The organism is Pannonibacter sp. SL95 (genome assembly GCF_026672425.1).
Taxonomy (GTDB): Bacteria; Pseudomonadota; Alphaproteobacteria; order Rhizobiales; family Stappiaceae; genus Pannonibacter.
Map to the genome: position 1 here is coordinate 1 of NZ_JAPPRC010000006.1, position 21,824 is coordinate 21,824.

Sequence of the window (21,824 nt, forward strand, 5' to 3'; positions counted from 1 at the left end):
CATCACCGGCTGGAAAATCGACGGAAGGTGCGCGAGGTGATTCATGGACCTGCCGGAGGCGCGCAACCCTGCCGCCGATGCCCGGCCAGAAGGAGACACGTCAATGAGCCTGCGCACCTTGCCAAGCGTGCGATCGAGCGGCCCCGGCCTGTGTCGGCAACCGGCATCCAAAGCGCTGGAACGGTGGACGCCGCTCGGCCGAGGGCGACGAGACGCCCACGATCTCGATTTATGACGTGATCGGTCAGGACTGGTGGACCGGCGAGGGCGTGACGGCCAAACGGATGCGGGCGCGCTGCGGCAGATCGGCCCGGTCGACGTGACCGTGAATCGGCAGCCCCGGCGGCGACATGTTCGAGGGCGTCAGCATCTACAACCTACTCGCCGAGCATCCGGCGGGGTGACCGTGCGGGTGATGGGGCTCGCGGCCTCGCGGCCTCGATCATCGCCAGCATGGCGGGTGACACGGTGCAGATGGGGCTCGGCTCATTCCTGATGATCCACAACAGCTGGGGTTCAGTTGTCGGCGGTGAAGCAGATTTTGCCAGCGCTGCTGAGGCGTTCGGGAGTTCGATAAGGCGATGGCCGGGATCTACGCCGCCCGCACGGGCCGTGAACAAGTCGAGATTCGCGCAATGATGAAGGAGACGACTTGGCTCTCTGCAGGGAGTGCCATCGAGCTGGCCTTTGCCGACGAGACATTCACCGCGCCGGACCTCAGTCCGACGACGGACACGCAGAAAGCCGCACGCTCGCGGCTCGACATGAAGCTTGCCAAGGCGGGGGTGCCGCGTTCCGAGCGGCGCGCCCTGATGCGGCAGGCCTTCCCCGGCACGCCTGGCGCTGCCGCTGAGACCATGCCCGGCGCTGGTCTGGACGTTGGCGCCGTACAGCGCCTGATTGCCACCCTGAAAAAGTGAGACAGAAAAGATGACTATTCATACCAGCGCCGCCGGACAGCGCGGCATCCTGTTCGCTCGCGCGCAGGGCAATGGCCCTGATGCGGTTCTGGCCCAGCTGGGTCAGGCGTTTGAGGAGTTCAAAAAGACGCACGCCGAGGAATTGGCTGGCATCAAGGCGCAGTATGCCGACGTGGTGACGGCCGAGAAGCTGGAGCGCATCAACGCTCAGGTCGGCGAGCTGCAAGCGGCGCTCGATCAGCAGGCGATCCGAGCGGCTGCCCGGGATCACGGGCCGGGCGCACCGGCGGTGATGACTGAGGCAGACCGGGCCTACGCGCAGACGTTTGATGCGTTTGTGCGAGGGCGCGTCGACGAGAATGCGGTCAAGGCGGCGATGCGCGTGCAGGGGGTTTCGGCGGCCTATTCGGTCGGCTCTGACTCGGACGGTGGCTACACCGCGCCGGTCGAGTGGGATCGGACGATCACTGACAAGCTGGTGCTGATCTCTCCCATGCGCCAGTTCGCTGCTGTGCAGACCGTCACCGGACGCGGCTTCAAACGGCTTTACAACATCGGCGGGACGTCCTCGGGCTGGGTGGGGGAAACGGCTACCCGGCCTGAAACGAACAGCAGCCAGCTGGCAGAGTACGGTTTTGCGTTTGGCGAGATCTACGCTCAGCCGGCCGCGACCAACCAGATCCTCGAGGACAGCGAGATCAACATCGCGGCATGGCTTGCCAGCGAGGTTAACACCGAGTTTGCCCGGCAGGAGGGCGTCGCCTTCATCTCCGGCGACGGCGTCAACAAGCCGACCGGCTTGCTCAACTCCTATGCAGCTGCCGAGTCGGCGCGTCCGGCGGCGCAGCGCCATCCACTCGGGCGGTCGAGGAGATCAAGACCGGTGCGGCTGCGGCACTCACCTCCGATGGTCTGATCGACCTCACGACCAGCCTGTAAGCGGAGCGGCGTGCCGGTGCAGCCCTGTATGCCAACCGGCTGACGTATCGCGCGATCCGCAAGCTGAAGGACGGTGATGGCAACTATCTCTGGCAGCCGTCCTATCAGGCGGGTCAGCCGGCCACGCTCAACGGCGAGCCCGTGCGCGAGCTGTCCGGTCTGCCGAATGTCGCCGCCAATGCGATCCCGATTGTCTACGGCAATATGGCGGAGGCGTACCGGATTTTCGACCGGACCGGGGTCTCGGTGCTGCGCGATGCCTACACGCGTAAGCCATACGTGCTGTTCTACACGACCAGGCGCGTCGGCGGCGGGCTCTGGAATCCGGAGTGGATGCGCTATCACCGCGTGGCGGCCTGACGTTGATCCCGGCGGGCGCGGTGTGCGCCCGCCGCCTTTCCAAGGAGATGAGCGATGCCGATTGTGACGAAGCCGTTCGAGGGCGTCAGGGCCGGGGAAATCTATCCGGTGGTGATCGAGGCTGGCGGCGAATGCCCGCCCGAGCTGCTGGCAGCAGCCATTGCGCTTGGCTGTGTCGATGTAGCGGATGACCCGAATGCTGGTGGTGGGGATGACACGGATCAGAGCGAGCCGGACCAGGTCAGCGCTAACGACGCGCAGAACGACGAGGCTGCCGCGTCATCGCCCAAGCGGGCAGGCAAGACGGGTGTGTGATGCCGGCGGTCCGGATCGAGGCTCCTGCGGGGCCGGTCGTCAGCGTGGCCGAGTTGCGCGAGCATCTGCGGTATGAGCCAGGCGACAATGACGCAACGCTGGCGGCGCTCGAGGCGTCGGTTGTCTCCGAGCTTGAAGGGCCGGGCGGGGCGCTCGGCCGGGTGATCCTGCCGCAGCGCTGGCGGGAGGAGTTTGCCGAGGCTGGCCTGCAGCGTCTGGCGTTGCCTGACGTGACCGAGGTCAGCCTGCGCGTGATCGAAGGGGCAACCGCAACGCTGGTGGCTGGTCCTGCCTGGGGCCGTGACGCGCGCGGCGCCTGGGTCGATCTGCCGAGCCTTGCGGCGTATCAGCCCGGGGCGCTGTGGCGCGTCGACTATCTCTGTGCCCTGCCGGAGGAGCGGCTGCCGGCGGCGCGGTTGCTGGTCAAGTTGCGGGTGGGTGCGCTCGACATGCTGCGCGAGGGCGTTGTAGTGGGCGCGTCGCCGCTGGAAATGCCGGGCGGTGCGTCGGCGCTGATCCGCCAGCTGCGTTGGAGGAGCCTCTGATGCGCGCGGGGCAGATGGATCAGCGCGTGGTGATCAGTCGCCTCGACCGGGTGCCGGATGGGCTCGGCGGTGCGACCGAGGTGCCGGTGCAGATCAGCGCCTGTGCAGCCCATGTGGTTTTCGAGACCACGCGGGAGCGGCGCGAGGCGGGCCGGATCACCGATCCGGTGCGCGGCGAGGTGCGTGTGCGGCGCAGTGCCAGCACGCGGCAGGCGGCAGTCAATGACCGCGTCGTGATCGCGGGAGCGTCCTACCGCGTCATATCGGTGACGGATCGGGGACGGGCGGTTGCCGAAATTTCCCTCGGTGTGGAGCGTGTGACCACATGACCAAGTCGCAGATCAAGGGCGTTGGCCGGGTGCGGGCGGCGGTCAAGGGGATGCCGGGGCGGGTGCGGGTGGCGGTGGCGCGGGAGATCGAGGCCGGGGCGCAGGACGTGCTCGACACGATGCGCGGGCTGGTACCGGTGCGCACGGGTGATCTGGCGGCGGCGCTGAGTGCGCAGGTTGATGGCGACGGCTTACGGGCGCGGATCGGGCTGCTGTCGCGGACAGCCGCGCGTGAGCGGTTCTACTGGCAATTCATCGAGTTCGGGACCAAAGGCTCTGCGGAGCGCAACATCCCGCCGATGCCGGCGAGCCCGTTCATGGGGCCGGCGCTGGATCTCAACGCGCCGGGCATCGCGGCACGGATCGGCCGGGCGACCGGCGGCGTGCTGTCCGCCGGGGCGGCGCTCAAATCGCGGACCAGAAAATGACAACCGAGGTCAATCGCTGGGTCTACCAGCGGCTCACGGCAGCGCTCTCCGCGGTGCCGCCGCTGCCGGCTGTGCCGGTGTACGATGTGGCGCGGCCCGGCCAGGCGCTGCCCTATGTGCAGATCAGCCGGGTGGTCGCGGCCAAACAAGACCGGCTGACGGATCTCAAACGGCGCTGGCTGGTGACGCTGTCGGTCTGGTCGGCCTACAGCGGACAGGCCGAGTGCCTGCGCATCATGGGCCGCATCCGTGGCGGGCTGCACCGGCGGCGCGGCGACCTCACCGACGACAGCGGTAACGTCTCGGGCCGGGTGGTGCTGTGCACGGTACTGACCGAGGCGACGAGCCCGGAGCCGGATGGGCTGACCTTCATGGGGCAGATGAGCCTCGAAATCCTGACCGAGCAACTCTGACATACGCGGCGCCTGCCGCCGATCAATCCTCCAGATGGAGGTTTCTGCCGCCCGCGAGGCGGCTTTTTCGTGTCCACAGGAGACAACGACAATGGCAGTACAGACTGGCGCAGGGGCGCGCATTTCCATCGGCCCGACCACGGCCGCGACCACACCGACCGCGTACGCGGCGCTGACGCCCTGGACCGAGATCGGCGAGGTCGAGGATATCGGCGAGTTCGGCGACAATGTCGGCCTTGCCAATTTCACGGCGCTGAACAATCGGCGCGTCCGCAAGTTCAAGACGAGTTTTGATGCGGGCGATCTGCAGCTGACGCTGGGGCGTGATCCTGCGGATGCTGGCCAGGTGGCGCTGGCTGCAGCGGTTGCGGCTGATGCCGACTACGCGATCCGGATCGAGCTGGACGACAAGCCGACTCCGACCGGGAAAAACACCATTTTCTATTTTCACGCGGCGGTGACGAAACTGACGACGCAGGTCGGCAATGCCGACGCCATCGTCAAGGGCTCGGTCACCATGGCCATCAACACGACGGTTCTGATCGTCCCGGCTGCCGCCTGACGGTCGGCAGCCAACTGGCCGGCGGCGAGTGTGCCGCCGGTCCTTTTCCTTGAGCCACATAACAGGAGCAAATCCAATGACCGACCGTCTCAGTTCGGGCGAGGTGACCATCACGCTCGGTGGGCGCGAGCGCGTGCTGCGCCCGACGCTCGATGCAGCGCGGAAGATCAATTCCAAGTTCGGCGGCTTTACCCAGGTCTACCAGCAGTTCGTGCAACAGGACTTCGCGGCGCTGACCTATGTCCTGGCGGCCGGGCTCAACGCAAAGCGGCTGCAGGAGACGATTGACGAGATCGAGCCGCAGGTGTTCGCCGGTGGTCTGTTCACCGGGTATGGCGAGGCCGCCATCAAGTTCTTGCGCAACCTGACCGCAGGCGGGCGCGATGCGGATGCGGCTGCCGAAACCGACGCGCCGGATGACGGAGACGCAGACCCGGAGTGAGGGCGGCCGCCGTCTCCGAGTATCTGGACCGGTTGTTCGACCTCGGCACCGGGCACCTCGGCTGGACGGCGGCTCAAACGCTCGACACCAATCTCGACCACATCCGCCGGGCTGCTGACGCCCGGCATGAGCTGATCTCGTCGGTGCTGCGCGCGGTGTTCCCGCCAGCGCCGACGCCGCCCGGCGGCGACGGGGTGGCTGGCAAGCTCATGCGGTTTGCCAGCTCGCATAACGGCATGATCGCGGCGCGGGCCGCATCGGAGACGACATGACCGGTGATTCTGATCGTTCGATGGAAGTTGTGCTCGCGGCGGATATTGCCGGGTTTGAGCGCGAGCTGCGCCGGGCGGATGCCGAGATTAGCGCGTTCTCGCGAAAGGCGGAGCGTGGGCTTGCCCAGGTCGACCGGGCAACGGGCGATTTCAATCGCTCGTCGGCCCAGTCGGCCCGGGTCTGGGCTGCGAACATGCGCGCGATGCAGCAGCAGCAGCAGGCGCTGGCGGGGCTGAAGGGAGCGTTTCTCGGCGTCTCTGCGGCGATGGCGGCGCTCGGCTCGACGCAACTGATCAACGGGGTCGTGCAGACCTCGGCGTCGTTTGAAAAACTGCGGGCCTCGCTCAAGACTGTGACCGGATCGGCGGCGGCCGGCGCGGCGGCATTTGAGGAGATCAAGCGATTTGCCGGGACGACGCCGTTCTCGGTTGCGCAGGCGACCGAGGCGTTCATCAAGCTGAAGGCTCTCGGGCTCGATCCGTCGATGGTGGCGATGGAGAGCTACGGCAACACGGCCTCGGCCATGGGCAAGGACCTTATGCAGTGGGTCGAGGCCATTGCGGATGCCACAACTGGTGAGTTCGAGCGGCTCAAGGAATTTGGCGTCAAGGCCAGCAAGTCTGGCGATGATGTTGCGTTTACGTTCCAGGGCGTCACGACGACGGTGCGCAACAGCGCCGACGAGGTCGAGCGCTATCTGCGGCGAATCGGTACGGATACGTTTGCCGGGGCCATGCGCGAGCAGATGCAGGGGCTCAACGGGGCGCTGTCTGCGCTCGATGACCAGATCCAGCTGACGGCGGATGCCATCGGGCGGGGTGGGTTGTCGGACGCGATTTCGCGGCTTGCGAATGATGCGGCGTCGGCGCTCGAGGAGAGCCGGGCGTCGTTTGAGGGGTTTGGCGGAGCGCTGGGATCGGCGCTCGAGGGCGCGGCGGGTGCGATGGTGCCGCTTGCCCGCAATGCGGATATGGCCGCAATCGCGCTGGCTGCGGTGTTCGCCGGGCGGACCATCGGCGCGGTGACGGACTATGTCCAGGGCACGATGCAGGCGGTCGCGGCGTCGCGGGCCAATGCTGCGGCGGCGCTCGAGGATGCGCGGGCGCAGGGCGTCAATGCGGTGGCAACGCTGAGGGCGGCGCAGGCGCGGCGAGACCTTGCGGTCGCAAACGGGGCGGCGGCGGGTACGCTCGCCCGGCTGAACAGGGATGTGGGCACCGCCGAGCGCGCGGTCGACGGGGCGACGGCCAGCATGGCGCGCTGGTCGGACGAGCTGGCGCAGAGCACGGTGCGGGCGCGGGCGGCTAATGCGACGATGTCGGCGCTGCGCGGCACGCTGGCGTTTTTTGGCGGACCGATCGGTCTCGGCATTACCGCCATCACGGCTGGGGTGGCGATCTGGGCGACGCGGACGAGCGAGACCGAAACCGCGACGCAGAGCCTCGAGGCGGCGGTGCGCCGGCTGCGGGAGGCCTATGGCCAGACCGGTGCCGAGGTCGAAAAACTGTCGCAGGCCTCGCGCGACATGGCGGCATTCGAGGTCGGTGAGGCTCTCAAGGAACAGCGCAGCCAGCTGGAGTCGGCACGCGCGGAGCTGAATGCGGCGCTCGATGTCTGGCGCACGGCAATGGGCCGCCGGGCGGACCGGCGGGTGCAGCTCGGGATCGACGATCCGCTCAACGAATTTCTTAAACAGGGCGGCGCGCTGCGTCAGCTCGCCGATGATTTTGACCAGGGCCGGATCGGGATTGACCAGTTCCGCGACGCACTGGCGCGGCTCGGCTCGGAGAACAGCGGCAATGCGGCGCTGGTCGCGCTGGTCGAGCAGGCGCTGCGCACGACGACGCAGGTTGCCGATCTGGAGCGCAGTGTCCGCGATGGCGAGGCGGCGCTCAATTTGGTGCAGGGCGCGGCGGGCGGCGCTGGCGGGGCCATTGCCGGGGCGGGCAATGCGGCGGCGGGTGCGGCGGGGCAGTTCGCCGGGGCGGCTGCGGCGGTTGACGCCTATGCAGCCTCGATGCGGGCGCCGTCGGCGGCGCTGCCCGGGACGCAGGCGGCCATTGGTGCGCAGGAAAAGCTGGCGAAGGCGCGCGAAGAGCTGAACAAGGGGCTTGAGGCGGCGGCGTTCATGCCGGACGCGCTCGGTGCCAGCCAGGCCTTGATGGATCGCTTCGAAGAGCAGAAGCGCGAGATTACCGGCGTGGCCGGGGCCTATCGCGAACTCATGCGGCATCGAGAAAGACACACTGATCGACAAGATGCTGAAGCCAAGGAGCGGGCGGCGGCGCAGATCCGGCGGCAGTTCGAGGAGCGGGCGGAAGGCATCCGGGCGCTGGTTAAATCGGGCGCACAACAGGCCGAGATTGACGATCTGCTGGCGAAGAACAGCCGGGCGCTGGAAAAGGCGCTCGGCAACAGTGCGGCAGCGTTCGAAGACAAGGGCCGCAAGGCGGGCGGAGCGGGGAAAAAGGTCAAGGACGCGGTCAAGTCGGTTGACGACTATCGGCGGCTTGTGGAGCGCACGGCGCAGCAGGAGATGCCCTGGCTGCGCGCGGCGGAAGAGGCGCAGGAGCTGCGCGAGGCGTTGGCAGCGCTGATTGCCACGGGCGAGGATCTGCCGCCCGAATATGTGATCGCCGTGCGGGCGCGGATCGACGAGCTGGAACAGGGCGGTGTGCTCTCAGGGCTTGGCGCTGACATGGGCCGGGATTTCGGCGACGCGTTTTCGTCCGGGTTCGGGGATGTGTTCCGCGACCTGATGGAGGGCGGGTTCGACTCCTTCGACGAGTTGCTCGACAAGGTGACGAGCAAGTTTGCCGATATCGGTTATCAGAACATCGACCGGCTGTTCTCGGGCGAGGCGTTCAAGGATATGGGCTCGGCGCTGAAGGGCTCGCCGGGGGCGGCGCTGACCGATGCCGTCGAGGCCGGGGCGATGCGTGGCACGCGCACGGGCGCGGCGACGGGTATTTTCGGGGCGCTGGCGCAGGGCGGGGCTGGCGGGCTGATGTCGGCTGGTGGCCAGGCGCTTGGCGGGGCGCTTGGCGCGTTCAGCATGGGCTATCAGTCCGGCTCGCCGCTCATGGGCGGGCTGGGCGGTGCGCTGTCCGGGCTGTCTGCAGGTCTTGCCTTCGGGCCGGTGGGCGGGGCGATTGGTGCGCTGGTCGGCGGCGGGCTTGGGCTGTTCGGCGGCATTCTCGGCGGCAATGCGCAGGCCAAGCAAAAACGGCTGCAGGCGCAGCGCGAGCTGGCGACGTCGATGGGCGCCATCAACCAGTTCAAGCAGATGAGCGCTGGCCGGGGTATCGGCGAGTTCCGCGACGGGCATACGGAATACACGGACCAGTCGGTCAAGTACCAGATCATGGCGCGCGATGCGGGCAACAAGGGGCTGCAGCGCGAGCTGGAGCAGCTGCACAGCCAGTATTTCGCGCTGCTGGAAAAGACGTTCCGCAAGGAGCGCGATGTTGCGCTCGGCAATCTCAACCTGGGCTTCGGGTTTGATACCGCGTTCTTCGATGCCGTCGACAACATGGAGCAGGCGCGCGACCAGCTGACCGGCTGGGTCGACGATGCACGCTACATGTTCGACCGGCTGCGGGACTATGGCAACGATCTCGATCCGGATGCGGTCAACACCTACATCTCCGAAATGGAGCATGCGGCGCAGCGCTACGCGATCTCGCTGGTGACCGGCGTCGAGCCGATGAGCGATGTCGCCGAGCGGATCAACGAGATCAAGGGCTCGGCGGTCGGCCTCGAGGAGACACTGATCAGGCTGGCGATGTCGGCGGACGAGGCCGCGGCCTCGGTGGACCATGCGGTCAAAACGGCGATGGACAAGCTCCGCGGCGAGTTCGCTGACGAGATCCGGCGCTCGATCAATGACCTCACCGACCAAGGCTACATCAACCAGCTCAATGATGCGGTCAAGACGCTCGGCGAGCGGCTGGCGGATACAAAGCTTCTCGGCCTCGACAGCGCGCTTGCGCTCGAGGAGTTCGACGCGGCCATCGCCTCGATCACCAAGGGGGCGGCGGACAGCCTGCCGGCGGCGGAGCGGGCCGAGGTCTATCGCAATGCGCTCAAGGCCGTCTCCTCGGCGAGCGGCGAGGCGGCCGGAGTTGTGGACGGGCTGCTCAAACGCGCTCTGGAAAGCCTGACGGAAGCGGCGGCAGAGGCCGCGACGCAACTGGGCGAGGGCGCGCGCGGGCTCTATGCCGGCATCCGGGGCAGCATCTCCGGCGCCATGGGGATCGGCTATTACAGCGAGATCGAGGAGGCGCTGACGCTCTATAACGAGCGGCTGAAAACGGCGGCGGATCTGGGGTTTGAGGCGACCGGGGCGCTGCGGGCGCTGGAGCTGTCGCTCGGCCAGATCTCGGCGACCTCGGGTCTCACGGAAGCGCAGCTCGAGGCGCTGGCCGAGGTGTTCCCGGCGGTTTCCGACACGCTGCGCGGGCTGATAGGGGCGGGTGGGTCGAACCAGGTGGCGGATGCGCGCTCGGCGGCGGATCAGGCGCGGGCGGCGCTGCGGGCGGCGTATGAGGCCGAGCGCTCGGAGCTGGAACAGACGATTGCGACGCTGGGCGGTTTTGCCGAGCAGATCAAGGCGTTCCGGACGCAGTTGCGGCTGGACGCGCAGCTCTCGCCGCTGTCGCCCTTGGAAAAACTGCAGGCGGCGGCAGCGGCCTATCAGGACACGCTGGCCAAGGTCGGGCAGGGCGACAAGGATGCGCTCGGCAGGCTGGAGCAGGTCAGCCGCGATTACCTCAACGAGGCGCGAGCTTACTATGGCTCGACCGAGGCTTACACCACAATCTGGCAATCGGTTGACCAGCAACTGGCAGCGGCGCTGGCGAGTGCGGAAACGCAGGTCTCGGCGGCAGAGCAGCAGCTTGCGACCCTGAAGACGCAGGTTGGCGCGCTGATCGACATCAATGACAGCGTGCTATCGGTCGGCGCGGCGATCACCGGGCTCAATGCGGCGATGGCGGCGCTGGCGAGTGCCGAGGGTGCGCAGGCGGCGGCGATCCGCGAGCTGGCGGCGATGCAGGCCGCGCAGAACACGGCCACGATCCAGGCGCTGTATCAATCCCTGCTCGGGCGGCAGGCGGATGCGGGCGGGCTGGTAGAGCTGGCAGCAGCATCTTGCCGGGGGCGGCTCGATCAAGGACGTGGCGTCGGGCATCGCCAACTCGCGCGAGGCGGCGATCCGCAATCTCTATCTGTCGGTGCTGGGGCGCGAGCCGGACGCTGCGGGCCTTGCGGGCTGGCTCGATTACCTCGGCAAAGGGGGCGATATGGCCGGTGTGCAGGCGGGTATCGTCAACTCGCCGGAAGCGGCGCGGTTGCGGTTGCCGGGCATGGCGGCGGGCGGGCTGGTCAGTGGCGGGGTTGCCGGTGTTGACAGCGTGCCGCGCATGCTGATGCCGGGCGAGTTCGTGATGCCGGTGCTGGCGACGCGCAACTATGCCAGCGAGCTGGCGCAGATGCGGGCCGGGACATTCCAGGCCAATGACAACTCGGGCGCGGTGGCGGCCGAGATCCGTGGGCTGCGGCAGGACGTGGACCGGCTGGCCGGGGTCGTGGCGGCCGGGGCCAAGGCCAATGTTGACGCAACGCTCGAAACCACGCGAGCGGTGCAGGATCAGCGGCGGCTGGTCGGCATGGGCAGGGCGGCTCGATGAGCGAGTATCTGATCACGCTGGACGCCTGGTCTGATGCCGGGTCGGGTGGCTCTGTTGTCACCCGCTATCTGTCGACGCATGGCCGGGCGAGCGGTCCTGCCGAGGTGCCGGCCAACACGCTCTATGAGCCACGGATCTCCGATCCCGGCTTTATCGAGGCGAGCCTGTTCGGGGCGGGGCGGACGTTCGGCGCGGGGTCGGTGACGGCGGGCGAGGTGGTGCTCTCCAATGCGGACGGCGCGTTGGACGGCTGGCTTGATGACGGATTTGACGGGCGCGCGATCCGGATCGACCGGATTGCCGATCCGCGTCTCGGGCTCGCAGCGGCGGAGCGGCTGTTTACCGGCACGATGGAGGCGGTGGACGCGACCAGCGATGCGCTCACCAGCCTGCGGCTGCGGCTCTATGACCGGCGGCTCGATCTCGACCAGCCGATCCAGAGCGCGCGCTACGGCGGCACGACGGCGGCGGCGGGGGCAAGCGCGGACGGGGGGCGGATCTGGCTAAGCAAGGTCAGGCCGCTGGTGTTCGGGCGGGTGTTCAAGGTGCCGGCGGTCTCGGTCAACCCGCATAATCTCATCTATCAGGTGCATGACGGGGCGGTGGGCGCGATCAGCGTTTTTGACGCGGGCGTGCCGCTCACCGATGACGGCGACGTGGCAAGCCTCGCCGCGCTGGCGGCAGCGGTGATCCCTGGCGGGCGCTATCGCACGTGCCGGGCGCTCGGCCTGTTCCGGCTGGGGGCTGCGCCGTATCGCACGGTGACGGCGGATGTGGTGGAGGGCGCGGCGCTGGCGGATCGGTCGGCGGCGCGCGTGGTCGAGCGGATGCTCATCCGCATGGGGCTCGGCGCGTCGGTCGACGCGGTGTCGGTCGCGGCGCTGGCGGCGGCAGCTCCGGGCGAGGCCGGGATTTTCATTGGCGACGAGCGGTCGGGACTGGCGGCGATGCAGGACGTGCTGGCGAGCGTCGGCGGGTGGCTGCTGACCGCGCCGACCGGGGCAATCGAGGTCGGGCGGCTGGCGGCGCCCGGTGTGCCAGTGATGCAGATCGGTGAGGGGCAGATCGAGGCGCGATCGCTGCGACTGTTGCGCGTCAGCGATCCGGGCGAGGGGCTGCCAGCGTGGCGGGTGGTGCTGCGGCACCGGCGGCACTGGCATCAGTACCAGGCGGGCGATGTCGCCGAAATGCTGTCGCAGGAGCTGCGGGCAGATCTCGCGCGCGATGCGCTGGACGTGATTGCCGAGGCGCCTGCGGTGCGCAGCCGGCATCCTCTGGCGCCGGAGCTGACATTTGACACGCTGCTGACGGACGTGGGGGCTGCTGCCGCCGAGGCGGCGCGGCGGCTGGCGCTCTACAGCGTCCGGCGTGATCTGGTCGCGCTGGATGTGCCGGCGGAGATGGCCGGCGCGGCGCGGCTGGGGGTGAGCGTCCGGCTCGTCCTGTCACGGCTCGGCTATCAGGCCGGGCGCGACATGGTTGTGATCGGCCGGCGCGAGCAATGGCGCGACGGGCTCGTGACGCTGACGCTGTGGGGCTGACGACATGCCGGACATCACCATAACGAGCCTGACGGCAGCCGGCGGGGCGCAGCAAATCACGCTGGCGGTGGCGGTCAGTGACGGCAACGTGCTGCCCTATCTGCAACTGGCGGCCGTCGAGATCTGGGCGGCGAGCGTCAATGACCGGGCGAGCGCGGCGAAAGCCGGCGAGGGGCGGCGGGGCAGCTGACGCATACGGGCCTGCCGACCTCGGCAACGCGGTTTTACTGGGCGCGGGCGCGCGACCGCAGCGGCAATCTCGGGCCGTGGTTTCCGGCCTCGGCGACGGCGGGGGTGAGTGCGGCGACAACCTCGACCGCGCTGGCGCCCGGATCTGTCGGCAATACCGAGCTGGCCAATGGCGCGGTGACCGGGGTCAAGATCGCGGCCTACTCGGTGACGGCGGACAAGATGAGTGTGTCGAGCCTGTCGGCGCTGACGGCCAATCTCGGTACGGTCACGGCGGGCTCGCTGACCGGCGTCACGATCACGGGGGCCACGGTGCAGACCGCGACGAGCGGGCGGCGCGTGACCATGTCGGCGAGCGACAATTATCTGCGGGTGATCAGCGCGTCCGGCTCGCAGGTGGCGGCCATCGGCGAGACCTATTCGGGCGATGTGGTCATGTCTGTCGCGCGCGAATCCGGCACGCCAGCGGTGCGGCTCCAGAACAGCTCCTCCGGCGGGGCGTTGCAGCTGACCGGATTTGCGGACATTTCGTCCAGCTACGCATTCCAGCCGGCGCTGATCGTGACCGGGTCCAGCGGCTCGGGCAACAATCACGGCATTCGTGGCCGGGCGAGCGGCGGCGGGTCGGGGTTGATCGGCGTGCCGGCGGCATCGGGCGGGTTTGCGGTTTACGGCGAGGTGGGGTCCATCGCACCGTTTACCGGGTCGCATGACGGTTTCCTCGAGCGCGCGTCGGCGGGCGGACCGGGTGACATCGTCATCGACACGGGTCGCATCCTGATGCGCAGCGGCCTTGACGATGCTGTCGGCGTCAATGCGCTGGCCGATACGGTGGCCGATCCACGTGTTTATGGCGTGATCAGCCGTCGCGTACCGTTTGAGGCGGGGGCCATGATGGCCGCATTCCCGCAGCAGGCGGCGGCGCTGCGCGACTATTGCGCGGAGCGGTTTGACCGGCTGGTGATCAACTCGCTTGGCGAGGGGCTGATCAATGTCTGCGGCCGGGGCGGGGATATCGCGGCGGGTGATCTCCTCTGCGCGTCGAGCCTGCCCGGTGCTAAGCCAGCGGCAGGGCGATGGCGTGATGCGGGCCTTTACCGTCGCCAAGGCGCGCGAGGCGGCGACGTTTTCCAATCCGGACGAGGTGCGGCGGATCGCTTGCACATACCACTGCGGGTGACAAATGATCCTGACCTATGATCCCTGGTCGGACGGCGCGACGCTGTCCGGCGGCTCCTGGGCGGCCGCGTTGCCGCTTGCCAACCTGCAGCGGCTGCCGCTGGCGGCGGTGGCGCGCAGCACGTCGGCGGCCGAGGCGGCAACGCAGATGACCGTCGATCTCGGGCGCCCGCGCAAACTCTCGGCGTGGCTGCTCGGCCCGACCAATCTGACGGCGGCCTATCGATACCGGCTGCGCGGCTATGCCGGGGCGCTCACCGACGAGGTGTTTGACAGCGGCAGGCTGCAGCCGATGGCGGCGGACCGGGCGGGGCTCGGCTGGGATGCGCCGCGTTATTGGTCCGGGCTGACGGATGGCTCGGCGCTGCCGCCGCTGTGGCTGGTGCATGTGTTTGCCGCGCGGGTCAATGCTCGCAGCTGGCGGCTGGAGCTGTCGGACGTGGTCAACCCGGCGGGCTATGTCGAGGCCGGGCGGCTGTTCCTCGGACGGTCCTGGCGTCCGTCGACCGGGGTCGCGGTGCAGGGCAATGGCCATGAGGTCGAGGATGCCACGTGGCGCTCGCCGCTGCTCGGCGGTGGGCAGCATGTGCGGGCGCGGCGCGGCGCGCGGATCTGCCGTTTCGGCTTTGATCATCTGCCCGATGATGAGGCGTTCGGCGACGTGCTCGATGTGATGGCGCGGGCGGGCTATGCCGGCGAGGTGCATGTGATCTCCGATCCGGCTGACGGGCCGGTGCGCATGCAACGTCGGGCGATCCTTGGCCGCATCACGCGCATGGACGCGCTGACGCTGGCGCACTGGCGCCGCGCGGCGACCGGGTTTGAGATAACGGAGATCCTGGCATGACGACACCTGCAGCCGTGGCGGGCGCGCTGACGCGCCTCGCGCAGTACAATTCCGGCGACTATGAGCCGGCGAGCAACCCGCGCGGCTTCGATGACGGCGGGCATGTGATCAATTTCCCGGCTGCGCTCGCCGACATGGTGACCGTCAGCAACTGGATTGCCGGCACGTTTGCGCCGGTGGCCGTGACAGAGGGGCCGGCGGTGACGCTGGACTTATCCTCGGGTCTCAACTTCGCGCTTACACTGACAGGGTCGCGGGCGGTGATGGACCCCACCGGGGCGGCGCTTGGCCAGTCCGGCCTGTTGATCCTGACGCAGGGCGGGGCCGGGGGCATCAGCTGAGCTGGTCCGGCGCGTGGCGGTTTGCGGCGGCGGCGCGCCGATCCTGTCGCCTGCGGCCGGGGCCATCGACACCGTGTCGTTTTTCGTCGTCTCGACCGCGCCGCTGGTCATCCTGGCGGCCACCACATTCGATTTTCGCACCTGAGGAGCTGACCGATGAGTGATCCGTTTGAAAGCTATTCCCTGGCGCCGGACAGCCCGGCGACCAATGCGGCGGCGGTGGTGCCGCATGACGCAAACGCGCTGGCTGTGCCGTCGCGCGCGCTGTGGGTTGGGTCGGCTGGCGACCTGGTGGTGACGATGCTGGGCGGCCAGACGGTGACGCTGGCCGGGGCCAGCGGGTTGCTGCCGATCCGGGTGCGGCAGGTGCGTGCGACCGGCACCACGGCTGCGGCCATCGTGGCACTGTGGTGAGCGGCATGGGTGCGATCAAACTGGGGCTCGGGCCGCTGGCGGTGACGCGGCAGGCGCCTGCCTGGATGGGTCCGTTTCAGCTGGCGCTGGATTTCCGGGCCGGGCGCTATCAGCTCAACCGGCAACAAGTTGGGTTGTCGCGGATTGACAGCCTGTATCACTCGCGTGCGTCTGCGCGTCGTGCTGAGGACAGCGCCGGGGTATCCCGTGAGTTCGCTAACGGCGTGATGGCCGTGACTGATCGCGGTTACGACAGCCGGGAAGGCTGGACGAACCTGATCCCTAACCCACTCGGGACAGGCGCTGTTGTCGGCGTTGTTGGTTCGGGCGGTGCGTTGCCGACCGGCTGGTATGTAAACACGTCGCACGGGATGACGACGCAGATTGTCGGCGTCTCCACCGTCAACGGGCTGCCGGTCATCCGGTTTCGAGTTTCGGGCACGTCGAACGGGGGCTTTTATGAGCTGAATTTACAGCCCGGAGCCGCATCTTCGCCTGCGATCCTGCCAAGCGCGGCGTACAACGTGTCCGGCTACATGGGTGTGGTGGCTGGAGCGTTCCCGGCTTCCGGCGAGTTCGGGTTCACGCAACGCAGGGCCGACCAAGCTCAGGCCGTGTCTGTTACATTGGCCAACACAGTCACGCTCAATGCGACGCCAGTTCTGACTCGGTTCAATGTCAATCTAACCAGCGCAGCCGATGCGGCATTCGGGCGGATGAGAATTACCATGTCGCCCTCAAATGGGGCGGCGGTCGATGTGACATTCGATATCGCCGCGCCGCAGCTAACCCAGACGGCATATCTGATGCCCTTCGGGTCTGGCACAGTCGCGCCGGACAGTATTGTCGTCCCAGCTGCGGATGCGGGGCTGGCTGTTAATCCGCCGCTTACGGTGGTTTGGCGCGGCGTTCCGCTGTCTTCTGCGCCATCGTTCGCAACGCTGCTTGAAATTCGTGCGGCAGCCAACAGGCGTGTCTCAATGTTCTTGAGGGCGAATGGCACATTGGGGATAGGTGTTCTTGAGGGGGGTGGAAACAACACAATTACAAACACGGGGAGTGTCTGGGCAGGCACAGAGACAACCGTTGTTTCGACAATTCGCCCCGACGGCACGACTTGGACGAAAGTGGGTTCTGACGCACATGTGACAAGATCAGGCGTCGTCGTGCCGCTGCCGGGGGCCAGCCAGTTTGCTCTCGGGAGCGACACAGCTAGGACGACACAGTGCAATTCACAAATCCGCATCGCCGCAGTCGGGGCCTTTGCCCTGTCCGACGCTGAAGCGCTCAACCTCTTTATCGCGGTGGCCGCGTCATGATCACGATTGACCACATCCTGCATTACTCCGGCCCGGACGCGGTGGACCTTGCCGCGCTCGGGCTCGTTAACGAGGGTCAGCCGGTCACTCTGGCTGACCTGTCCATCCGTCCGCAGTCTGGAACGTTTGACGGCGCACAGATCACGGCTGTTCGTGTCACGGTCTACGCTCAAGATGCGACGTTTGACGACGAGGGCTACGAGCTGACGCCTCAAATCATTGTCCCCGGCGTCTGGCTGGCGGTGCGTGCGGATCATCTGTTGACCGGCCTGCCGGAACTGGTGGCCGCTGCGGATGCGGATCTTGCCCGGCAGGGGCTGCCTTATGTCGTCTACCTCAATCCGAGCTATCCGCTCGACAGCCTGCGCAAGCGGGTGTTCCCCCAGTGGATGGGGGATGACTACGATTTGCGGACGCTGACCGAGGTGGACATCGTCGCCTGATTATCCCGCACACAATGTGACCTTCTGGCTCGCTTCGGCGGGCCTTTTTTTATGGAGATCGAGATGGACTGGAAAGAGATCCAGCGGGCGCTGGAGGCCAAGGGCTTTCGGCCCGGGGCGATTGACGGCATTCCCGGGCGGCGCACGCGCGCGGCTGTCGTGCGGTTTCAGGCAGCGCATAACCTGACGCCGGACGGGATCGTCGGGCCGGTGACGCGTCGTGCGCTGCTGGGGCCGGTGTCTGGCGATCTGGAGCCGTCCTGGCTGACCGTCGCCCGCTCCAAAATGGGGCTGCATGAGCGGCGCAACCGGGGCGGGCTGATGGCCTGGCTGCGGTCGGACGGCAAAACGCTGGGCGATCCGTCGCGGCTGCCCTGGTGCGGGGATTTTGTCGAGACCTCGCTTGCACTGGCGCTGACAAATGAGGTGCTGCCCACCAATCCGTATCTCGCCCGCAACTGGCTCACGTTCGGCGTGAAGCTGGCGCGGCCGTCTGTCGGCGCGGTGGCAGTGTTCTGGCGCGGCTCGCGGACGGGCTCGTCCGGACACGTCGGGTTCTATGTCGGCGAGGACGCGACGCACTATCACATTCTCGGCGGCAATCAATCGAACATGGTGAGCATTGCCCGCATCGCCCGCGATCGGCTGCTCGGCTTCCGGTGGGTAAGCCTCGGTGCCGCTGCCGCTGACCGGTCCTGTCGCCCTGACCGCTGAGGGTCAGGTGACCACAAACGAGGCGTGACGCCTCGCAATCCCAGGAGACTGACATGCGCATGATGATGACGCTGGCGCTCGGCGCTGGCCTGCTTTTGCTTGCCCTCAACCCGGCTGCGGCCTCGACCGTGGTCGACCTGTCGCCGATGGCGGCGCCCGTGATCGAGATCGGCCTGACGCTGCTGGTCGGCGCTTTGCTCTGGCTGTTGCGCCGGGCGATTGCCGTGTTTGAGGATCGCGCGGACATGCAGCTCGACGAGCAGATGCGGGCTCGGTTGCAGGACGCGCTGTTTTACGCGGTGGATTTCGCCCGGTCCAAGGTTGGCAGGGTGACGGCCGGGCCGCTGACGGTGGATCTCCGCAACGAGATGGTGGCCGAGGCCGCGCGCTATGCGATGGCGGCGGTGCCGCAGGCGCTGACCTATTTCGGGATCGACCGGGGGCGGCTCGTCGAGATGATCGAGGCGCGGCTCGGTGCGGATCTCAACGGCGACGGTGTTGTCGGGCGGTCTCAGGGCTGAGCCGATGGCTACGGTGTGGGCGATTCTAGCCGAGGTGCTGGCCGCGTTTGCCGGCCAGCTCCTCGATCGCTGGCGGTTGATCCGTCTCACCCGGGCCGAGGGCCGGGGGCAGGCCGCGCAGGCTGTGCGCGAGGAGGTGCGGGATGCGAGATGGACGGTTGATCAGATGGTGGCTGGTGGCGGGGGCCTTGACGCTCTGCGCCAGCGGCTGCGCGAGCGGGCCGCCGCTCGTCAGCACGGCAGCCGGCGGCGCTGACCGGGCGCTGGCCTGCGAACAGCTGCGGCCGTTGCTGGCGGCTGTCAGCTGGGAGCCGGAGGATATGGACCACGCGAGCGACCGGCTGGTGCTGTCGCTGGCGCGAATTGACACTTTACAGGAGCGATGCGGTGAAACTGATTGATCTGATCGGGCAATGGCTTGCCCACGCGTCGCTGACCAAATGGCTGATGATACTCGCCTTTGCCGTTCTCGGCGCGTTGATGCAGCGGGACCTGTCCCTGTGGGGGCGGCTGCTGGCGGTGGCGGCAGGGCTCGGCGCGGCGGTGATTTTCGCCGAGCCGATCCGGCAGTTTTTGTCGCTCGACCCGACCTGGTCGGACGCGGTGGCGGCGGGGCTGGCGCTCACGGGGCGCAACTGGGCTGCGTTCGCGCTGCGGGCAAGCAGGGACCCGCTGGCGACAGCGCGCGATGTGTTGGGGCTGTGGCGGGGGCGGAGTTGACACCGCGCAAACTGCGCGCATAGGATGCGGCATCCCCTCACGCGAGGGGATGATCCGTATCTGGTTGTGGGTCGGACTAAGTTCCTCGCACACGCGGGGATGATCCGTATCGCATCACAGCGCGGACTAAGTTCCCCGCACACGCGGGGATGATCCGTATCGAATGGTGGTGCGGACTGCGTTCCTCGCACACGCGGGGTTTTGCGCCTAGCGCCGTCAGGCCTGAGATTTCTCAGCCTGGCGGCCGCAGGCCAGCGCAGCGGGTTTGTTGCCCCCCCCCTGTGAGAGGAGGGCTTTTCGGTTGGTTAGCCGGCATTCCGGGCCATGAGGTCGGCGAGGAAATTGCAAAGTGCCGGAACGAATTGGCGCGGGATCGTGATATCAGCCGTCGCCCGTTCGCTGAACATTTCAAACTCGACAGTCGCGCTGGCTCGGTTCGGTGATCCCGGCCGGCCAGATTTGAGGACCCAGCACGAACTCACGTTATGGCCGGAACCGCGCCGCAGAAATCCGAGAGCAGCGAGGTCGGCATCAATAGCGTTAACAGCGCCGCGCTCTGCCTCGACGTGGGATTTGCGCTCGTTGATCTGCCGCATGCAGTCGTGGCACGCGCCGAGGGCCGCTTCGACGAGGCCTGCCGCCAGTTCTGCCGTCGAGGACTCCGACCAGGACGGCGCAATCGACGCGCCAAACGTGTTCTCGCCCAGCCAGTCAGCCACCGACATGGGGCGGCCGTGATCAGCCGGGGGCGTCAGATAGAGGCCGACGGAGCGTTTGTTGGCGTCATGGACGGCGGTGAACACAATCCCGTCGGGGCTGTTAACCTGCCCGTAGTGCGGGATTTCGGCATCAATCGTCCACCCCCAGCCGTCGCCGAGCGCGGCGCACAGGGTGCTGAGATGATCTGCGAAGCGGAACGCGGTTTCGTTGGTCAATTTCGTCTCCTCTGACATTCGGCCCAGGCGTCATCGCCTTGCCATGGTCAGAATATAGAGCGGAAATCCCGCATTGTAAAGGGGCGATTTGTGGATGCGGGAGTTTTTCGCCCGCGATGCTCAATCCGCCAGCGCGGCATCCCGGAGTGTTTTCCAGATCGGCCAGTCAACGGCGCCGGCCGAGCGGGCGAGCAGGTCCCGGCCCCGCGTGGGCTTGATGCCGATGGCCTCCCAGGCGGATTTATAGCCGTTGCCTCCAAGGCGCTGCGACAGCGTCTCCAGAAGTGTGGCGACCAGGTCGGTCGCCGGGGGCATGTCGCAAACGCCGAGGCTCCTGATCTCCTGCCGTACCGCATCGGCGGTCAGGGCTGCCGGGTGGTCGGCGTGTTCGCCGGCGGCGACCTGCCGGCGCAGGGCGGCGAGGGGGGCGCCGATCAGAGCGCGCTCGGCGTCTTCGCGGGCGATGGCGCGGATGATCAGCGCCTGGGCGAGGTTGGAATGCATGGTCATGTTGCTCGCGTGTTGACGGGGCCTGAGGTGCATCGTATGGTTGAGGGGTCAGCGCATGGGGCTGGCGGTGTCGCGGTGGTCCTGCCTGTCGCGCTGGATCGAAACTTAGTTGTTCTTTAGTATGTGCCTTGGCACATGCCAATGTCGCGGTGGCTAACGCTGTCGTGTTGGATCGAAACCTAGTTTTTCTTTAGGTTGGGCTCATGCCCAAGCGAACAGCCCGCCCGGAAACGAGCGGGCTGTTTTGTTGTCAGTGCCTGGTCACTGCGACCATGTCGCGCGGAATGCCGAGAACAGCCTCAGCCAGCCAGCCGTGGCCATAGAAGCCCATCCGCATGCCGTGGCGCATGAGGCGCTGCACCATGGCCGCGCAGGGCTGCCATTCGCGCCGTTTGGCCCACCCGGTGGGGCAGGACGGGACGGTAAACCACTTGTCGCCTTGCTTGGCAAAAAAGGCACCGTGGGTGTTGCTGTCGCAGTAGATTTCGACCTTGTCTGTCATGGCTTTGGCCTCGCAGTATCGTTTGGACATGGTGCCCGCCGTTTTGGCGGGCACCGGGCCGGTCAGGCCAGCGGGGCCAGGTCGCGGGAGACGCCGCGCTTGGCGTCCCAGACGCGGCCGGATTCGATGGCCTCGCGTGCGGCAATCGCCTTCGCATCGCCTGCGCAGGTCCAGAGCGCGTCGATCATCTCGGCCAGCTGGGCGCTGGTCAGGGACTTGATGACGCTGTCAGGCAGGTACTCGGCCATGGCCGCGAAGCTGCGCGGGGTGCTGCCGATCCTGGAAAGCTTCGCGGCGCGGGTGATCTTGATGCTCATGTTCTGTCTCCTCTGACATCGGCCTAGGCTGTATCGCCTCGCCATGGTTAGAATATAAAGCGGAAATCCCGCGTTGTAAATAGGTAATCAAGATGCCTTGCGCAATTGTTGGTAGG

The 21,824-nt window shown here is 67.3% G+C and carries 30 protein-coding genes and 2 pseudogenes; 27 read left to right on the plus strand and 5 right to left on the minus strand.

Annotation, left to right across the window (positions count from 1 at the left end; genetic code table 11):
- Window positions 1-244: 244 nt before the first annotated feature.
- A complete protein-coding gene (locus OVA12_RS17055; RefSeq protein ID WP_268139459.1) occupies window positions 245-370 on the minus strand; it encodes a hypothetical protein in 126 nt (41 codons plus the stop codon).
- 211 nt (window positions 371-581) lie between these two features.
- Between OVA12_RS17055 and OVA12_RS17060 the strand changes: the two genes are divergently transcribed.
- The 27 genes and pseudogenes from OVA12_RS17060 (at window position 582) to OVA12_RS17185 (ending at window position 19,444) form a co-directional block, all read left to right on the plus strand.
- The gene (locus tag OVA12_RS17060) at window positions 582-920 is read left to right on the plus strand and encodes a hypothetical protein (protein WP_268139461.1); all 339 of its coding nucleotides are present in this window, start codon (window positions 582-584) and stop codon (window positions 918-920) included.
- 10 nt (window positions 921-930) lie between these two features.
- Complete coding sequence (locus OVA12_RS17065) at window positions 931-1,836, plus strand: phage major capsid protein (protein ID WP_268139463.1); 906 nt, start codon at window positions 931-933, stop codon at window positions 1,834-1,836.
- An 86-nt stretch (window positions 1,837-1,922) separates the two neighbouring features.
- Complete coding sequence (locus OVA12_RS17070) at window positions 1,923-2,219, plus strand: phage major capsid protein (RefSeq protein WP_268141393.1); 297 nt, start codon at window positions 1,923-1,925, stop codon at window positions 2,217-2,219.
- Between the two features lie 54 nt (window positions 2,220-2,273).
- Entirely contained in the window at window positions 2,274-2,534 is a 261-nt protein-coding gene (locus OVA12_RS17075; protein WP_268133680.1) for a hypothetical protein, read from the plus strand.
- Window positions 2,534-3,079: a hypothetical protein gene (locus OVA12_RS17080; RefSeq protein WP_268133679.1), complete on the plus strand. Its 546-nt coding sequence runs from the start codon at window positions 2,534-2,536 to the stop codon at window positions 3,077-3,079. Before OVA12_RS17075 ends, OVA12_RS17080 begins: the two co-directional genes overlap by 1 nt.
- Window positions 3,079-3,408 carry a phage head completion protein gene (locus tag OVA12_RS17085; protein WP_268133678.1) on the plus strand — a complete coding sequence of 110 codons (330 nt, stop codon included), beginning with the start codon at window positions 3,079-3,081 and terminating at the stop codon, window positions 3,406-3,408. The genes OVA12_RS17080 and OVA12_RS17085 overlap by 1 nt, the downstream gene beginning before the upstream one ends.
- On the plus strand, window positions 3,405-3,836 hold the full coding sequence (locus OVA12_RS17090) for an HK97 gp10 family phage protein (RefSeq protein ID WP_268133677.1): 432 nt from the start codon (window positions 3,405-3,407) through the stop codon (window positions 3,834-3,836). The genes OVA12_RS17085 and OVA12_RS17090 overlap by 4 nt, the downstream gene beginning before the upstream one ends.
- Window positions 3,833-4,249, plus strand: coding sequence for a DUF3168 domain-containing protein (locus tag OVA12_RS17095; RefSeq protein ID WP_268133676.1), 417 nt, complete (start codon window positions 3,833-3,835; stop codon window positions 4,247-4,249). The genes OVA12_RS17090 and OVA12_RS17095 overlap by 4 nt, the downstream gene beginning before the upstream one ends.
- Before the next feature lie 91 nt (window positions 4,250-4,340).
- Window positions 4,341-4,811, plus strand: coding sequence for a phage tail tube protein (locus OVA12_RS17100; RefSeq protein ID WP_268133675.1), 471 nt, complete (start codon window positions 4,341-4,343; stop codon window positions 4,809-4,811).
- A 76-nt stretch (window positions 4,812-4,887) separates the two neighbouring features.
- Window positions 4,888-5,253, plus strand: a complete 366-nt coding sequence (locus OVA12_RS17105) for a GTA-gp10 family protein (protein ID WP_268133674.1) — start codon at window positions 4,888-4,890, stop codon at window positions 5,251-5,253.
- On the plus strand, window positions 5,250-5,525 hold the full coding sequence (locus tag OVA12_RS17110) for a hypothetical protein (protein ID WP_268133673.1): 276 nt from the start codon (window positions 5,250-5,252) through the stop codon (window positions 5,523-5,525). The genes OVA12_RS17105 and OVA12_RS17110 overlap by 4 nt, the downstream gene beginning before the upstream one ends.
- A gap of 266 nt (window positions 5,526-5,791) precedes the next feature.
- Window positions 5,792-6,319: pseudogene (locus tag OVA12_RS24005) on the plus strand (tape measure protein); the annotation flags it as partial.
- Window positions 6,320-10,760: 4,441 nt separating this feature from the next.
- Window positions 10,761-10,817 (plus strand): annotated as a pseudogene (locus tag OVA12_RS24010) (hypothetical protein); the annotation flags it as partial.
- A gap of 75 nt (window positions 10,818-10,892) precedes the next feature.
- On the plus strand, window positions 10,893-11,216 hold the full coding sequence (locus OVA12_RS17120) for a hypothetical protein (protein ID WP_268139467.1): 324 nt from the start codon (window positions 10,893-10,895) through the stop codon (window positions 11,214-11,216).
- Window positions 11,213-12,757 (plus strand): hypothetical protein, encoded by a 1,545-nt coding sequence (locus OVA12_RS17125; protein WP_268139469.1) that lies wholly within the window; start codon window positions 11,213-11,215, stop codon window positions 12,755-12,757. The genes OVA12_RS17120 and OVA12_RS17125 overlap by 4 nt, the downstream gene beginning before the upstream one ends.
- A 4-nt stretch (window positions 12,758-12,761) precedes the next feature.
- Window positions 12,762-12,947, plus strand: a complete 186-nt coding sequence (locus OVA12_RS17130) for a hypothetical protein (RefSeq protein WP_268139471.1) — start codon at window positions 12,762-12,764, stop codon at window positions 12,945-12,947.
- A 104-nt stretch (window positions 12,948-13,051) separates the two neighbouring features.
- On the plus strand, window positions 13,052-14,146 hold the full coding sequence (locus tag OVA12_RS17135; protein ID WP_268139473.1) for a hypothetical protein: 1,095 nt from the start codon (window positions 13,052-13,054) through the stop codon (window positions 14,144-14,146).
- A complete protein-coding gene (locus OVA12_RS17140) occupies window positions 14,130-14,972 on the plus strand; it encodes a hypothetical protein (protein ID WP_268139475.1) in 843 nt (280 codons plus the stop codon). The genes OVA12_RS17135 and OVA12_RS17140 overlap by 17 nt, the downstream gene beginning before the upstream one ends.
- Window positions 14,969-15,313: a hypothetical protein gene (locus OVA12_RS17145; RefSeq protein ID WP_268139477.1), complete on the plus strand. Its 345-nt coding sequence runs from the start codon at window positions 14,969-14,971 to the stop codon at window positions 15,311-15,313. The genes OVA12_RS17140 and OVA12_RS17145 overlap by 4 nt, the downstream gene beginning before the upstream one ends.
- Window positions 15,314-15,326: 13 nt before the next feature.
- The gene (locus OVA12_RS17150; RefSeq protein ID WP_268139479.1) at window positions 15,327-15,458 is read left to right on the plus strand and encodes a hypothetical protein; all 132 of its coding nucleotides are present in this window, start codon (window positions 15,327-15,329) and stop codon (window positions 15,456-15,458) included.
- A gap of 11 nt (window positions 15,459-15,469) precedes the next feature.
- A complete protein-coding gene (locus OVA12_RS17155; RefSeq protein ID WP_268133664.1) occupies window positions 15,470-15,727 on the plus strand; it encodes a spike base protein, RCAP_Rcc01079 family in 258 nt (85 codons plus the stop codon).
- A gap of 5 nt (window positions 15,728-15,732) precedes the next feature.
- Complete coding sequence (locus tag OVA12_RS17160) at window positions 15,733-17,046, plus strand: hypothetical protein (RefSeq protein ID WP_268133663.1); 1,314 nt, start codon at window positions 15,733-15,735, stop codon at window positions 17,044-17,046.
- Window positions 17,043-17,489 (plus strand): hypothetical protein, encoded by a 447-nt coding sequence (locus tag OVA12_RS17165; RefSeq protein ID WP_268133662.1) that lies wholly within the window; start codon window positions 17,043-17,045, stop codon window positions 17,487-17,489. The genes OVA12_RS17160 and OVA12_RS17165 overlap by 4 nt, the downstream gene beginning before the upstream one ends.
- 63 nt (window positions 17,490-17,552) lie before the next feature.
- Window positions 17,553-18,203 (plus strand): NlpC/P60 family protein, encoded by a 651-nt coding sequence (locus OVA12_RS17170; RefSeq protein ID WP_268139481.1) that lies wholly within the window; start codon window positions 17,553-17,555, stop codon window positions 18,201-18,203.
- 53 nt (window positions 18,204-18,256) lie between these two features.
- Window positions 18,257-18,724, plus strand: coding sequence for an inadl protein (locus OVA12_RS17175; RefSeq protein ID WP_268139483.1), 468 nt, complete (start codon window positions 18,257-18,259; stop codon window positions 18,722-18,724).
- A 4-nt stretch (window positions 18,725-18,728) separates the two neighbouring features.
- On the plus strand, window positions 18,729-18,980 hold the full coding sequence (locus OVA12_RS17180; RefSeq protein ID WP_268139404.1) for a hypothetical protein: 252 nt from the start codon (window positions 18,729-18,731) through the stop codon (window positions 18,978-18,980).
- 131 nt (window positions 18,981-19,111) lie between these two features.
- Window positions 19,112-19,444: a hypothetical protein gene (locus OVA12_RS17185; protein WP_268139485.1), complete on the plus strand. Its 333-nt coding sequence runs from the start codon at window positions 19,112-19,114 to the stop codon at window positions 19,442-19,444.
- Window positions 19,445-19,749: 305 nt separating this feature from the next.
- Here OVA12_RS17185 and OVA12_RS17190 read toward each other — a convergent pair whose 3' ends face one another.
- The 4 genes from OVA12_RS17190 to OVA12_RS17205 form a co-directional block, all read right to left on the minus strand.
- Entirely contained in the window at window positions 19,750-20,379 is a 630-nt protein-coding gene (locus OVA12_RS17190; protein WP_268139402.1) for a hypothetical protein, read from the minus strand.
- Between the two features lie 120 nt (window positions 20,380-20,499).
- Window positions 20,500-20,889 (minus strand): hypothetical protein, encoded by a 390-nt coding sequence (locus tag OVA12_RS17195; protein ID WP_268139487.1) that lies wholly within the window; start codon window positions 20,887-20,889, stop codon window positions 20,500-20,502.
- Between the two features lie 250 nt (window positions 20,890-21,139).
- The gene (locus OVA12_RS17200; protein ID WP_268139398.1) at window positions 21,140-21,391 is read right to left on the minus strand and encodes a hypothetical protein; all 252 of its coding nucleotides are present in this window, start codon (window positions 21,389-21,391) and stop codon (window positions 21,140-21,142) included.
- A gap of 62 nt (window positions 21,392-21,453) precedes the next feature.
- Window positions 21,454-21,708: a hypothetical protein gene (locus tag OVA12_RS17205; RefSeq protein ID WP_268139396.1), complete on the minus strand. Its 255-nt coding sequence runs from the start codon at window positions 21,706-21,708 to the stop codon at window positions 21,454-21,456.
- Window positions 21,709-21,824: the final 116 nt, after the last annotated feature.